Here is a 12,624-nt window from a genome sequence, read left to right on the forward strand (position 1 = left end):
ACCGAGGCATTCTTCAGCCAGCCTAAGCAAACCTGTAAAAAAGCCTCCTCCAGTTACCGACAATTGGCACCGAAACCCAGCCAAACACCTGTACACCTTAAAGACACCGACTAAACTGTGCGATAGAATGCCGAGTCATTTCAATCCGGGGGATAAACGATGTCGCACGATACTGCCAAGGTCTATAGTGAGACCGAAATCGCCGAGCGTTTAACACAGGAACTGCCGCACTGGTATTACGAAAACGGCTGGATCCGCCGCAAAATAAAGACCAGCGGCTGGAAAGCGACTTTAATGGTTGTCAATACAGTCGGCCACTTGGCCGAAAAAGCCTGGCACCACCCGGATTTAACTGTTTCCTATGCGTTTGTGATCGTCAAACTGGTCACGCATTCGGCAAAAGGCATCACGGATAAAGATTTTCTGCTGGCCAAAAAAATTGAAGAAGTGTTGTTGTGGGATGCAGCGGAAACCTCCGCCGGCATCTTTGAAGGTACACCCGACGATCCACGATTCAAATACATTAAAAAAGATTGAGGACTTTTCTATGACTGAAATTACCGAGGTACCCAGCCCTTTTTGCGGCATTGGTACCGACGACCTGAGCATACGGGTGGACGGCACAACCTTGAAAGTGACCGCAAACGGTTGCTCAGTCAATAAACCGGCATTCGAACAGGCCATAGCAGACACCTCGCCGCGCATTGCCGGGCAGGCAGCGAGCTTGGAAGCGGCGGCCAGCAAAGCTGCGGAATTGCTACGAGACACTAATCAACCTGTGATCGGCGGCTGCGCGACCGATGTTAACGGCATGCGCGCCCTATTGGCTTTAGCCGACAAGAGCGGCGCGGTGGTCGATAACCTCAATTTTAGTAACGCCCGCCGCAATTTGCTGGCTTTGCAAGACTCCGGCTGGATGAACACCACGCTGGCCGAGCTGAAAAACCGCTGCGATCTGTTGCTGGTAGTCGGCACCGACCTGGAAGCCTTTGCCCCGCGCTTTTTCGAGAAGTATTTGTGGAATGAGGAATCAATGTTCCTCGACAGCACTGCCAACCGGGAAATTATTTATCTGGGTAAAGCCCCCTCAGGAAACGCCTCAACGTCTCCTACCGGCCAAAAAGCCAGAGTACTACCTTGTGCTGACGCCGACTTGCCGAATGTGACCGCCGTATTGTCAGCCCTGGTCAAAGGCCACATAGTACACGCGCAAAACGTCGCCGGCATTGCGATAGCTGATCTGCAAGCCATCGCGGACAAACTGAAAGCCGCCCATTACGGCGTAGTGCTATGGGGCGCGGCGGCATTGGCATTCGAGCAAGCCGAACTGACCGTACAAACTCTGTGTAGTATTGTCAAAGACCTTAACCAGTTAGGCACACGCTGCTCCGGTTTTCCATTGGGCGGCAAGGAAGGCGATCAAACCGCCAACCAAGTCTGCGGCTGGACTACCGGCTACCCGGCGCGCGTCAATTTTGCCCGAGGCTACCCTGAGTACGATCCTTATCTGTACGACACCCAAGCGCTGCTAAATAACGGCGAGGCCGATGCCTTGGTGTGGGTTCAGACCTTTAACAGCAGCGCACTGCCGCCAAAAACCGACTTACCGACCATCGTCATCGGCCGCTCAGGCATGAAGTTCGAGAACGAGCCGGATGTGTTCATTCCGGTCGGCACGCCCGGCATCGACCATGCCGGACACGCTTATCGCCTGGACAACGTGGTAGCGATCCGCCTGAAAAAATTGCGCGACTCCGGCCTACCCAGCACCGCCGAAGTCCTGACCGCTATCGAACAAGCACTTTAGGATCAAACACATGCTGATAAAACTTACAGGTGGAACCGTTTACGATCCGGCCAGCGGCATCGACGGGCAACAGCAAGACATTTACGTACAGGATGGCCGCATTATCGATGCGCCAAAAGACGGCAGACCGGTCGATCAAGAATACGATCTGCTCGGCAAGGTAGTCATGTCCGGCGCCATCGACATGCACACGCATATCGGCGGCGGCAAAGGCAATATCGCCCGCACCCTGCTGCCTGAAGACCATCGCCAGGACCCGGTGCACCGCACACCCATCACCCGCTCCGGCAACGGCCACGCGATGCCCAGCACCTATGTCGCCGGCTATCGTTACGCGGAAATGGGCTATACCGCCTGCTTCGAACCGGCGGTATTGCCGATCAACGCCCGCCAAGCACACATGGAAATGGGCGACACGCCGATAGTCGACAAGGGCGGTTACGTGATGCTGGGCAGCGATGACTTTTTACTGCGCATGATGACCGCCAACAAAGATCAAAAAGCCATCAATGATTACGTAGCTTGGACACTTAACGCCGCCAAGGGTATCGGCATTAAAGTGGTGAATGCCGGCGGCATCAGCGCGTTTAAATTTAACCAGCGCAAACTGGATTTGGACGAGCAAAACAGCCATTACGCTGTGACGCCAAGACAAATCCTGCAAACCCTAGCCAGAGCCGTGCAAGAGTTGGGCATCACGCATCCGCTACATGTGCATGGTTGCAACCTGGGCGTCCCCGGCAATCTGGAAACAACCCTAAACACTATCGAAGGCATCGACGGCTTGCCGATGCACTTGACGCATATTCAGTTCCATAGCTACGGTAAAGAAGGCGATTTCAAATTCTCCTCCGGGGCCGCGCAAATTGCCGAAGCGATCAATAGTAATCCGAACATCACCGCCGACGTCGGCCAAATCCTGTTCGGCCAGACCGTCACCGCCTCCGGCGACAACATGCGCCAACATGCCAACCATCGCTTCGCCAGCCCCAATAAATGGGTATGCATGGACATCGAATGCGATGCCGGCTGCGGCGTGGTGCCGTTTAAATACAAAGACCAAAACTTCGTCAATGCCTTGCAGTGGGCGATTGGTTTGGAAATCTTCCTGTTGGTCGAAGACCCCTGGCGAATCTTCCTGACCACCGACCACCCCAACGGCGCGCCGTTCACCAGCTATCCGCATTTGATCCGCTTGCTGATGGACCGCAGCTTCCGTAACGACATGCTGGCGACCATCCATCCGGAAGCGCAAAAGATGACTACGCTGGCCTCGATTGAACGCGAATATACATTGAATGAAATCGCCATCATGACCCGTGCTGGCGCGGCCCGCATCATCGGTTTGAAGGACCGCGGCGCCTTGAGTGCCGGTAACTTCGCCGACATCACCGTTTACACCGAAAACGCGGACCGTCAGACCATGTTTACCAAACCGGATTACGTGTTCAAAGACGGTGAACTGATAGTCAAAGACGGCGAAGTCGTGAAAGTCACCTGGGGCACCACCCACATCGTCAAACCGGACTACGATCTATCCATCGAAAAAGACCTCAAACCTTATTTCGACAAATACCTGACCATGAAACTCGGCAACTTTAAAATCAGCGACGATGAAATTAGCGAGGACGGGCGCGGCAGTTTGACGGCACATCCATTAAGAGGTGCAGCATGATCATTAACGGCGTAACCATCGATAAAACCTTCGCCGAAGCCTTCCCGATGAAGGCGACACGCGCCATCATCACCGCGCAAAACGAAAAATGGGCGATGATTTCCGCGCAAGCGATGACCGGTTTTGCCACATCGGTGATCGCTTGCGGTTGCGAGGCTGGGATCGAACGGGTGTTGAGCCCGAACGAAACGCCGGACGGACGGCCCGGCGTCGCCATCATGATTTATGCGATGGGCGGCAAAGGTTTGGCCAAGCAATTGGAAACCCGTGCCGGCCAATGCGTATTGACCTCGCCGACCTCAGCACTATTTGCAGGCATCGAAGGCGGTAAGCCAATTCCCTTGGGTAAGAACCTGCGCTACTTCGGCGACGGCTTTCAAATCGCCAAGAAAATCGGCGGCAAGCGTTATTGGCGAGTGCCGGTAATGGACGGCGAGTTCTTGACCGAAGCCACGACCGGCATGGTGGATGCGGTTGGTGGCGGCAACTTTCTGGTACTGGCGGAATCGCAACCGCAAGCCTTAGCGGCCTGCGAGGCAGCAATCGAACAAATGCGTAAAATCCCGAATGTTATCATGCCCTTCCCTGGTGGTGTCGTGCGCTCCGGCTCAAAGGTCGGGTCCAAATACGCCTCATTGGGCGCATCGACCAACGATGCGTTCTGCCCGACGTTAAAGGGCATTACCAAGACCGATCTTTCACCAGAAATCGAGTCAGTGATGGAAATTGTCATCGACGGCTTGAGCAAGGAAGACATCGACAAGGCCATGCGCGTTGGTATTCAAGCGGTTTGCGATTTGGGCGCCGCCAATGGCATCAAGCGTATCAGCGCCGGCAACTATGGCGGCAAACTGGGCCCGTTCCACTTTCATTTGCAGGAGATCATGGCATGAGCGCATTAACCTTTACCCTGAAACAGCCAACCGACCAGCGCATCGACATGTCTCCGCTGGTCTGTCAAAAGCTGCAAGGTTTGGATGTGGATGCGATTGCCGCTATCGAACTTCAAAACGGCAAGCGGCGGATGCGAGTTGATGAATTGTTTTATATAACCGGCATGAACACCCAGGAAATCATCATTGCCTACAGTGACGGCAAGTTGGACTTTATCGGTAAAGAACTGGACGGCGGCAGCATCAGTGTGCAAGGCGATGCCGGTGCTTATCTGGGCATGCAAATGAAATCGGGCACTATCAACGTTAGTGGCGATGCGGGCTTGTACGCCGCTTGTGAAATGAAAAACGGCTTTCTGCAAATCGAAGGCGATGCCGGAGATTTTCTGGGCGGCGCCCTACCCGGCAACAAACAAGGTATGAAAGGCGGCACGGTGCTGGTGAAAGGCAATGTCGGCCAGCGCGCCGGCGACCACATGCGGCGCGGCCAGATTCTGATCGAAGGCAATGTCGGCGATTATTGCGGCTCGCGCATGCTAGCAGGCACTATTGCCGTGATGGGTAACACCGGCCGCTATCTGGGCTATGCCATGCGGCGCGGCACTTTGTTGCTGTGGAATCAGCCGCAATTATCAGCGACTTTCAACGACTGTGGCTCACATACCCTGGCCTTCCTGCCCATACTGTTCGCATCGTTCAAATCCTTCAACTCCCGGTTTGCCGACAGTGGTGCGGCGTTTAACCGCGTGCAGCGTTACGGCGGCGACATGGCGGAAACCGGACGCGGCGAAGTGCTGATCCGAATCTAACCCATTGCCGCGCAAACCGATTACGGTTTGCGCGGCGCATCTCAAGTGAAGCCGATACTAACCACCACAAATCATAACCGCAACGTTGCCGGTCTGAAATATGTGTATCCGGTCATCTCGCGTCGTGCGGGCGGTTTGTCTATTGGGGTAAATTTCAACCCAAATAGTGCCTGCAACTGGCGCTGCATTTATTGCCAAGTACCGGAGTTACAGCGCGGCAACGCACCGGAAATGGATTTTGCATTGCTGGAGCAGGAACTGCGTTTCTTTCTGGAATACGTGCAGCACGGTGATTTTTTCGAGCAATTTAACGTAGAAATCAACCAGCGTGTTATCAAGGATATCGCCATTTCCGGCAACGGCGAGCCGACCAGCCTGATGGATTTCGATAAAGCCGTACATCTGATCGGCGAGATTGCCACAGAATCAGGCGTATTTCCTGCCAGCAAATTCGTCTTGATCAGTAATGGCAGCTTAATACACCAATCAACAGTGCAAGCAGGCTTGGCGGAATTCGGCCGGTATCACGGCGAACTCTGGTTCAAGCTGGACAGTGCGACCGAACAGGGCCGTAAACTGATCAACAACACCGGCCAGAGTCAGCACAAATTATTAGAACACCTAAAGATTGCCACCAGCCTTTGCCCAACCAAACTACAAACCTGCATGCTGCGTTATCGGCAAGCGTGGTCTGACAGTGAAAAACAAGCCTATTTAGCGCTTTTGCAGGAATTACGAGCTAGCAAGATTAAACTGCAAGAAATTATGCTTTACAGCGTGGCCAGACAATCGTTCCAAGCGGAAGCAAACGAGCTAGAAAGAATGAATATTGAAGAGATGAATGCGTTTGCCGCTGACATCAAAGCGCTGGGCTATGATGTCAGCGTTAGCCATTAGGCCATAACATCGAGAAGAGATCCGAGCATTTTTTCATGAGCCTTGATCATTTTGGCGCCAGCTGAGGTTTCCAACTCTGCTTCTTTCAAGCTCAACACCGGCTTAAATAAGTCAGCTGAACCGACATCTTTTGAACCACCGACTTCCTGAGCTTGCACCGGCAAATTCGCAATCGTTTGCGCGGCGGTACTGGCTTTTTGCTGAGCATTGCTGATCAGAGTGGTTGCGCTATTCAGTACATTGCTAATCATGGTACACCTCCTGCAAATCGAGTTTGCATCATACCGCTCAGGTTATCGGCTTGCCAAGCGCAGAGCTTTAACTTCTCAACACCGTTTTGCCTAGCCAGTCACACTTACTTAACTATTTGTCTTTCTTAACTATTTTTACGTAGAGATCTTTCAAAAACGGCAGACCTTGGCTCTGGAATATCGACCAGGCATAAACACCGGCTTGCTTCAGTAACTGAGCTAATTTTTTAACCGCAGCTTCCCCGCCAACCTGCTTAAATTTAGCTTCGACTATCGTACTCCACTGTGGTCTGGGCTGACCATCGGCATCCAGAAACACCCTATCAAACAACCACATTTCCGCCACGGACACCGTCCACATAAACGCAAACGATACCGCCATGCCACCACCCGCCACGATCACCAGCCAAGCGAAGATCGGATCCAGCTTCGTCAACCACCACGACAATATATCCACCAGTAAAAACACATACGGCATGCCGATAGCGATACATTTGTACTTTATGGTACTGGTTTCCGAAAAGCTGAAAATCAAGCCAACAAACATGAAGATAAAACTGATGCCGAACAAGTGAATATGCGAAACCCGCGTCAGAGAGCTAAAGGTGGCACCTTCATCTTCCTTGGTGTATTCCTTCAACACCTTGAAATCACTCAAATTGGGGATGGATGCATCCTTGTTATGGCACATCACGCAACGATTCTCGATGATTTTATCGACTCCGCGATCAACAAAATCATCCTGATCCGCACCATCGCGCACCCATTGGATGATGGCGAAACGCTCCTGCTCCGAGGCGTTTTCTTTCATAGCCCCGTTTAATTGAGTTTCCAGCATCGTTCCCGAGCGGTTGCCGTAATAACTGTAGACAATATCGTCTATCGACAGGCCAAACTTGCCGTCAGCCATACCGTGAGTAAACAGAATTTGGATCAAGGCCATCAGATAGCCGACCGCCACGGTAGTCAAATAGCCGGTAAACAGCACTTTGACAGGGGTATCCATTTGTTTTAAAGAAGAAAATTCGCGTGCCATGGTCAGTTACACCGAAAAGAGAGGGGTGGCTGCATTATAGCTTGGTTATATTACCGTTAACCGAAAATTCCATATTGTTGCGGGCATAAAAAAGGCCCTTGCAAGCAAGAGCCTTTTTACCCGTAACCGTTAACGCTTATCTGGGCAGGACATTCGCGGCAGTCAAACCTTTAGGACCGGACTCGATATCGAATTGAACCGATTGGCCTGGCGACAAGGTCTTAAAACCTTCGCCCTTGATAACGGAATGATGTACAAAAACATCTTCCTTGCCTTCGGAAGGCTCGATAAATCCAAACCCTTTGGTATTGTTAAACCACTTTACAGTGCCTGTTGCCATTTCTAAAACTCCTACAAAATAAAACTAATGGTTACGCAGACCGACAATATTGACAACCGGACCTGCTGACTAGCAATGGCCATAATCCCTCAACATCTGTTATCTGAGCGGCGACATTGTACTTTGAAACATTTATCAAGGCTACCAACGATGTCCATCTCAACCCGCCAAGCAATAGCAATAATTTCACCCAAAAAATAGTGGAATTATCCGCCAGTCCTCGCTTGAAAAGCGCTACGTAGCGCCCCATCTCTGCGGCAACACAATTTATATTCCAAATGAGGTACGCAACATGCGAATGGATAAATTAACCAGTAAATTTCAACAAGCGCTCAGCGACGCGCAAAGCATGGCATTGGGCAAGGATCACCAATTCATAGAGCCCGTGCATGTGATGTTGGCGCTGATCGATCAGGAAGGCGGCAGCATCAAGCCATTGCTGATGCAGGTCGGCATTCAGGTCAACGCGTTGCGTAACGAACTAAGCAAGGAAATCGACCGCCTGGCCAGCGTCTCCGGGTCCGGCGGCGACGTGCAAATTTCCAATGAGCTGTCGCGGATGCTAAATCTGACTGACAAACTGGCGCAGAAACGTAAAGATGCGTTCATTTCCAGCGAATTGTTTTTGCTGGCAGCCCTGGAAGCCAGCAGTTCCCTGCAAAAAATCCTGAAACAGGCCGGCGTCACCGCGTCGGCTGTGGAAAAAGCCATAGAAAACATGCGTGGCGGCCAAAATGTCAACGACGCGAACGCCGAAGATCAACGTCAAGCCCTGAAAAAATATACGATCAACCTGACCGAACGCGCTGAGCAAGGCAAACTCGACCCAGTGATCGGTCGTGACGACGAAATCCGCCGCACGATCCAGGTCTTGCAGCGCCGCACCAAGAATAACCCGGTCTTGATTGGCGAACCCGGTGTCGGCAAAACCGCGATTGTGGAAGGCTTGGCACAGCGCATCGTCAACGGCGAAGTACCCGAGGGTATCAAGGGCAAGCAATTGCTGTCGCTGGATATGGCGGCGCTGATTGCTGGCGCCAAGTTTCGCGGCGAGTTCGAAGAACGCTTGAAAGCTGTATTGAACGACGTTGCCAAACAGGAAGGCCAGATCATCCTATTCATCGACGAGTTGCACACCATGGTTGGCGCCGGTAAGGCCGAAGGCGCGATGGACGCCGGCAACATGCTGAAGCCAGCTCTGGCCCGCGGCGAACTGCATTGCGTCGGCGCCACCACGCTGGACGAATACCGGCAATACATCGAAAAAGACGCCGCTTTGGAACGGCGCTTTCAAAAAGTACTGGTCGACGAGCCCAGCGTCGAAGACACCATCGCTATCTTGCGCGGCTTAAAAGAACGGTACGAAATTCATCACCGTGTCGAAATCACCGATCCGGCCATTGTCTCAGCAGCTATGCTGTCGCACCGCTACATCTCCGACCGCCAGCTGCCGGACAAAGCCATCGACTTGATTGACGAAGCCGCCAGCCGGATCCGCATGGAAATGGACTCCAAGCCCGAGGCTATGGATAAACTCAGCCGCCGTTTGATACAGCTGAAAATTGAGCGTGAGGCGATGAAAAACGAAACCGACGCGGCCTCGAAAAAACGTCTGGAAATACTGCAAGTGGAAATCGCCGATCTGGAGAAAGAATACTCGGACCTGGACGAAATCTGGAAGGCCGAAAAAGCCGCGCTGCAAGGCACCGCCAGCATAAAAGAAAATCTGGAGCGCGCCCGCCTGGAATTGGAAGCAGCCCGCCGCAGCCAAGATTATGCGCGCATGTCGGAACTGCAATACGGCGAAATTCCTAAGCTGGAAAAAGAGCTGGACCTGGCTTCGCAAGCGGAAATGCAAGAAACGACCTTGCTTCGCAGCAGGGTGACCGAAGAAGAAATCGCTGAAGTGGTCTCGAAATGGACCGGCATTCCAGTTTCGAAAATGATGGAAGGCGAGCGCGAAAAACTCCTGCGCATGGAAGAAGAATTGGGCAAACGGGTGATCGGCCAAACCGAAGCCTTAAAAGCCGTCAGCAATGCCATCCGCCGTTCTCGGGCCGGCCTGTCCGATCCGAACCGGCCCAACGGCTCGTTCCTGTTTTTAGGTCCGACCGGTGTCGGTAAAACCGAGTTATGCAAGGCTCTAGCTGAGTTCATGTTTGACACCGAAGAAGCCATGGTCCGCATCGATATGTCGGAGTTCATGGAGAAACATTCGGTGGCCCGCTTGATCGGCGCACCTCCCGGTTATGTCGGCTATGAGGAAGGCGGCTATCTGACTGAAGCGGTGCGCAGGAAACCCTACTCGGTCATCCTGCTCGACGAAATCGAGAAAGCCCACAACGATGTGTTTAACGTATTGCTGCAAGTATTGGACGATGGCCGCTTGACTGATGGCCAGGGCCGGACTGTGGACTTTAAAAACACGGTGGTAGTCATGACGTCGAACTTGGGCTCCAGCGTGATCCAGGAACTGGCTGGCGAGAGTAATTACATCGAAATGAAGGATGCGGTAATGGACATCGTCGGCCAGCATTTCCGGCCGGAATTCATCAACCGGGTTGACGAAGCAGTAGTCTTCCATCCGCTTGGACAAGGTCAAATCCGCGCGATCTGCAAAATACAGATCGAGCTGCTACACCAACGTTTACAGGAAAAAGACATGGGCATGGAAGTCAGCGAAACGGCGCTGGATTTACTTGGCGAGGCCGGCTTTGACCCGGTCTATGGTGCGCGGCCGTTGAAAAGAGCAATACAACGGCAACTGGAAAATCCGCTAGCGAATGAAATTTTGTCCGGACATTTCATTCCTGGGGATGTAATTAAAATCGATGTCGCCAACGACGGACTAGCTTTTAGCAAATAAATGTAGTTCTGAGCGCCGGGTTAGACCAAGTCTAGCCCGGCTTCCGGCGACTACTCCTTCGCCCCAGCCTGAACCAAAATACTCTCAATTTCCTTATGCCCTCGTGTTCGGGCAAACTGCAACGCATTGGCTGTCGGCTTAGCGCCGTTGGCCAATAAAAGCTTGACCATTTCCAACTGCCCTCTACCGGCGGCCAATCCCAGCGCCGCTCCGCCTCCGGCATTCACATCCATGCCGGCGTCGAGAAACAGCTTTACGACCAACATGTCCCCAACACCGGCCGATGATGCGAATTGCGGCTCGGTATATTCGATGCCCATTTGTTGCAATTCTTTTCTGGCGGCTACGGCATCCGCGGCAAACCCTACTTCAGTTTGAAACAGGCAGGACACCGCCAGAGTCAAAACGACCAGGGCGCTAGCTCGGCGATTGCTGGGCAAGAGTCTATTGACCATTTTTGTCTCCGTGGAAAATGAACCGGAACACCCAGCGCATGTGGGGCTAAATCAAATTTTAATCACCCGCCCCTCGGCGGCCGATTGCAGCGCGGCAACAATGGCCCGGCAATTGTCGCGAGCGTCGTTGAACGACAATTGCGGATCCTTGCCGTTTAATACGCAATCGCTGAAATGCTCGACTTCCAAACGGAAATGATTGGCGACAGGCAAACGCTCTTCCGACTGCCGTCCGTCTTCGGTCCACCAAGAGATTACCGGGACATCCCCAGGTAATTGCCAGACCACGTGGCATTTGATTCCGCCTTGGGTACCGATAATTTCGTATTCGCAGCGCCGGGCGCGTTCGAAACTGAAATCGAAATGCGCGAACTTTCCGTCGCCAAAATCCAGAATGCCGCTGGTCGTAATATCGGCACCACTTTCAACATATTTGGATAAGGCAGTGACGGTACGTGGTGCTTGTTGAAAGAACATGCGTAACGAATGGATCGCATAGCAGCCAATATCCCACATCGCCCCGCCGCCGCGCGAGACGTCTTCGGCCAATCGATACATCCGCGCCGGACGCATCATGAACGAGTAGCTGGCGCGCACCGAGCGGATTTCGCCGATCAAACCGGACCTGATCAACTCCAACACACGGGCGTGCTGCGGATGGAAGCGATACATAAAACCTTCCATCACGGTCACCCGATAACGGCGCGCGGCGGTTTCGATTGCGTCAATGTCTTCTACCGTCAAAGCCATCGGCTTTTCGCACAGCACATGCTTACGGTGTTCAATGGCTCGCAAGGTCCATTCTGCGTGCTCATGATTGGCCATCGGCAAATAGATAGCCTGCACGTCTTCGTCGTTTAGCAATGCATCCAGATTGTCGTAACTCTGTATTTCCGGATGGCAAGGGGCGTATTGGGAGAGGGTTTGTGCTGCGGCACCGGCCCGGCGGCTGGCTATGCCGACCAGCTTTGCATTGGACGCTTCGACTATCGCCGGCAACAGGCGCTCGTTGATACGGGCAGCACCGAGAATGCCCCAACGAAGTTTGGCTTGGTCTTGGTTATTCATGACAGTACCTTAGACTGATGAGCTGAGAGCTATCAGATTAGCAGCTTGTCCGCGCGCCGCAAGCACCTCAACCCAAAAAAGTTACGAAACGTAAGGCGCAAGCCTACAAACCAGAGAGGCGGTTATGTGCGCAATATGAAAACGCCGCGCATAAAAAAGGCCCAAGCAACATCTGTTGCATAGGCCTTGTTGATCTATCGACCTACTGTCGAGATCAAGCCATCGCGCGCAATCTGTCGTTAAGTCTGCTTTTGCTGCGAGCAGCTTTGTTTTTGTGGATAAGGCCTTTGTTAACAGCCGAATCGATTACAGGAACAGCGGTTTTAAACGCGGCTTGAGCTTGCTCTTTATCGCCTGCTCTAACAGCGGCGATCACTTTTTTAACGAAAGTGCGTAAGTTGCTGCGCTGTCCGGCATTGCGAATACGGCTTTTCTCAGCCTGACGCGCTCTTTTTCTAGCTTGTGGTGAATTAGCCATAGTCTATCAGTTCTTTTGAGTTAATCTGGAACCGCGTATTATCATTTTG

At 52.7% G+C, this 12,624-nt stretch carries 13 protein-coding genes; 7 read left to right on the forward strand and 6 right to left on the reverse strand.

The features are described from left to right. The first annotated feature begins 159 nt into the window (after positions 1 to 159). The 6 genes from G006_RS0111690 to G006_RS0111715 are packed head-to-tail and all read left to right on the forward strand — an operon-like array spanning position 160 to position 6,081. On the forward strand, positions 160 to 537 hold the full coding sequence (locus tag G006_RS0111690) for a 4a-hydroxytetrahydrobiopterin dehydratase (protein ID WP_020483371.1): 378 nt from the start codon (positions 160 to 162) through the stop codon (positions 535 to 537). 10 nt (positions 538 to 547) lie between these two features. After that, positions 548 to 1,807 carry a formylmethanofuran dehydrogenase subunit B gene (locus tag G006_RS0111695; RefSeq protein WP_020483372.1) on the forward strand — a complete coding sequence of 420 codons (1,260 nt, stop codon included), beginning with the start codon at positions 548 to 550 and terminating at the stop codon, positions 1,805 to 1,807. A gap of 10 nt (positions 1,808 to 1,817) precedes the next feature. After that, the gene (locus G006_RS0111700; RefSeq protein ID WP_020483373.1) at positions 1,818 to 3,482 is read left to right on the forward strand and encodes a formylmethanofuran dehydrogenase subunit A; all 1,665 of its coding nucleotides are present in this window, start codon (positions 1,818 to 1,820) and stop codon (positions 3,480 to 3,482) included. After that, positions 3,479 to 4,375 carry a formylmethanofuran--tetrahydromethanopterin N-formyltransferase gene (fhcD, locus tag G006_RS0111705; RefSeq protein WP_020483374.1) on the forward strand — a complete coding sequence of 299 codons (897 nt, stop codon included), beginning with the start codon at positions 3,479 to 3,481 and terminating at the stop codon, positions 4,373 to 4,375. The genes G006_RS0111700 and fhcD overlap by 4 nt, the downstream gene beginning before the upstream one ends. Further along, positions 4,372 to 5,184 carry a formylmethanofuran dehydrogenase subunit C gene (locus tag G006_RS0111710; protein WP_020483375.1) on the forward strand — a complete coding sequence of 271 codons (813 nt, stop codon included), beginning with the start codon at positions 4,372 to 4,374 and terminating at the stop codon, positions 5,182 to 5,184. Before fhcD ends, G006_RS0111710 begins: the two co-directional genes overlap by 4 nt. Before the next feature lie 45 nt (positions 5,185 to 5,229). Beyond that, on the forward strand, positions 5,230 to 6,081 hold the full coding sequence (locus tag G006_RS0111715; protein WP_020483376.1) for a radical SAM protein: 852 nt from the start codon (positions 5,230 to 5,232) through the stop codon (positions 6,079 to 6,081). Here the strand turns inward: G006_RS0111715 and G006_RS0111720 are convergent. From G006_RS0111720 to G006_RS0111730, 3 genes are all read right to left on the reverse strand, one after another. Next, the gene (locus G006_RS0111720; protein WP_020483377.1) at positions 6,078 to 6,332 is read right to left on the reverse strand and encodes a hypothetical protein; all 255 of its coding nucleotides are present in this window, start codon (positions 6,330 to 6,332) and stop codon (positions 6,078 to 6,080) included. The two genes, G006_RS0111715 and G006_RS0111720, sit on opposite strands and share 4 nt — an antisense overlap. 112 nt (positions 6,333 to 6,444) lie before the next feature. After that, positions 6,445 to 7,368, reverse strand: a complete 924-nt coding sequence (locus G006_RS0111725; protein ID WP_020483378.1) for a hypothetical protein — start codon at positions 7,366 to 7,368, stop codon at positions 6,445 to 6,447. Positions 7,369 to 7,504: 136 nt separating this feature from the next. Beyond that, positions 7,505 to 7,708, reverse strand: coding sequence for a cold-shock protein (locus G006_RS0111730; protein ID WP_020483379.1), 204 nt, complete (start codon positions 7,706 to 7,708; stop codon positions 7,505 to 7,507). Between the two features lie 292 nt (positions 7,709 to 8,000). Here G006_RS0111730 and clpB point away from each other — a divergent pair, with 292 nt between their 5' ends. Then, positions 8,001 to 10,574, forward strand: coding sequence for an ATP-dependent chaperone ClpB (gene clpB / locus G006_RS0111735; RefSeq protein WP_026146998.1), 2,574 nt, complete (start codon positions 8,001 to 8,003; stop codon positions 10,572 to 10,574). A gap of 50 nt (positions 10,575 to 10,624) precedes the next feature. Here the strand turns inward: clpB and G006_RS25485 are convergent, their stop codons facing one another. From G006_RS25485 to rpsT, 3 genes are all read right to left on the reverse strand, one after another. Next, complete coding sequence (locus G006_RS25485; RefSeq protein ID WP_020483381.1) at positions 10,625 to 11,029, reverse strand: ankyrin repeat domain-containing protein; 405 nt, start codon at positions 11,027 to 11,029, stop codon at positions 10,625 to 10,627. 51 nt (positions 11,030 to 11,080) lie between these two features. Beyond that, positions 11,081 to 12,097: a Gfo/Idh/MocA family protein gene (locus tag G006_RS0111745; RefSeq protein WP_020483382.1), complete on the reverse strand. Its 1,017-nt coding sequence runs from the start codon at positions 12,095 to 12,097 to the stop codon at positions 11,081 to 11,083. A gap of 214 nt (positions 12,098 to 12,311) precedes the next feature. After that, positions 12,312 to 12,575 (reverse strand): 30S ribosomal protein S20, encoded by a 264-nt coding sequence (gene rpsT, locus G006_RS0111750; protein WP_020483383.1) that lies wholly within the window; start codon positions 12,573 to 12,575, stop codon positions 12,312 to 12,314. Between the last annotated feature and the right edge of the window lie 49 nt (positions 12,576 to 12,624).

Origin of the sequence: Methylomonas sp. MK1, assembly GCF_000365425.1 — a bacterium.
Lineage (GTDB): Bacteria > Pseudomonadota > Gammaproteobacteria > Methylococcales > Methylomonadaceae > Methylomonas.

Coding starts and splice junctions, on each gene's coding strand:
- G006_RS0111710 (WP_020483375.1), top strand. CDS start 4,372: ATGAGCGCATTAACCTTTACCCTGAAACAGCCAACCGACCAGCGCATC.
- G006_RS25485 (WP_020483381.1), bottom strand. CDS start 11,029: ATGGTCAATAGACTCTTGCCCAGCAATCGCCGAGCTAGCGCCCTGGTC.
- G006_RS0111730 (WP_020483379.1), bottom strand. CDS start 7,708: ATGGCAACAGGCACTGTAAAGTGGTTTAACAATACCAAAGGGTTTGGA.
- G006_RS0111725 (WP_020483378.1), bottom strand. CDS start 7,368: ATGGCACGCGAATTTTCTTCTTTAAAACAAATGGATACCCCTGTCAAA.
- clpB (WP_026146998.1), top strand. CDS start 8,001: ATGCGAATGGATAAATTAACCAGTAAATTTCAACAAGCGCTCAGCGAC.
- G006_RS0111700 (WP_020483373.1), top strand. CDS start 1,818: ATGCTGATAAAACTTACAGGTGGAACCGTTTACGATCCGGCCAGCGGC.
- rpsT (WP_020483383.1), bottom strand. CDS start 12,575: ATGGCTAATTCACCACAAGCTAGAAAAAGAGCGCGTCAGGCTGAGAAA.
- G006_RS0111690 (WP_020483371.1), top strand. CDS start 160: ATGTCGCACGATACTGCCAAGGTCTATAGTGAGACCGAAATCGCCGAG.
- G006_RS0111745 (WP_020483382.1), bottom strand. CDS start 12,097: ATGAATAACCAAGACCAAGCCAAACTTCGTTGGGGCATTCTCGGTGCT.
- G006_RS0111720 (WP_020483377.1), bottom strand. CDS start 6,332: ATGATTAGCAATGTACTGAATAGCGCAACCACTCTGATCAGCAATGCT.
- G006_RS0111695 (WP_020483372.1), top strand. CDS start 548: ATGACTGAAATTACCGAGGTACCCAGCCCTTTTTGCGGCATTGGTACC.
- fhcD (WP_020483374.1), top strand. CDS start 3,479: ATGATCATTAACGGCGTAACCATCGATAAAACCTTCGCCGAAGCCTTC.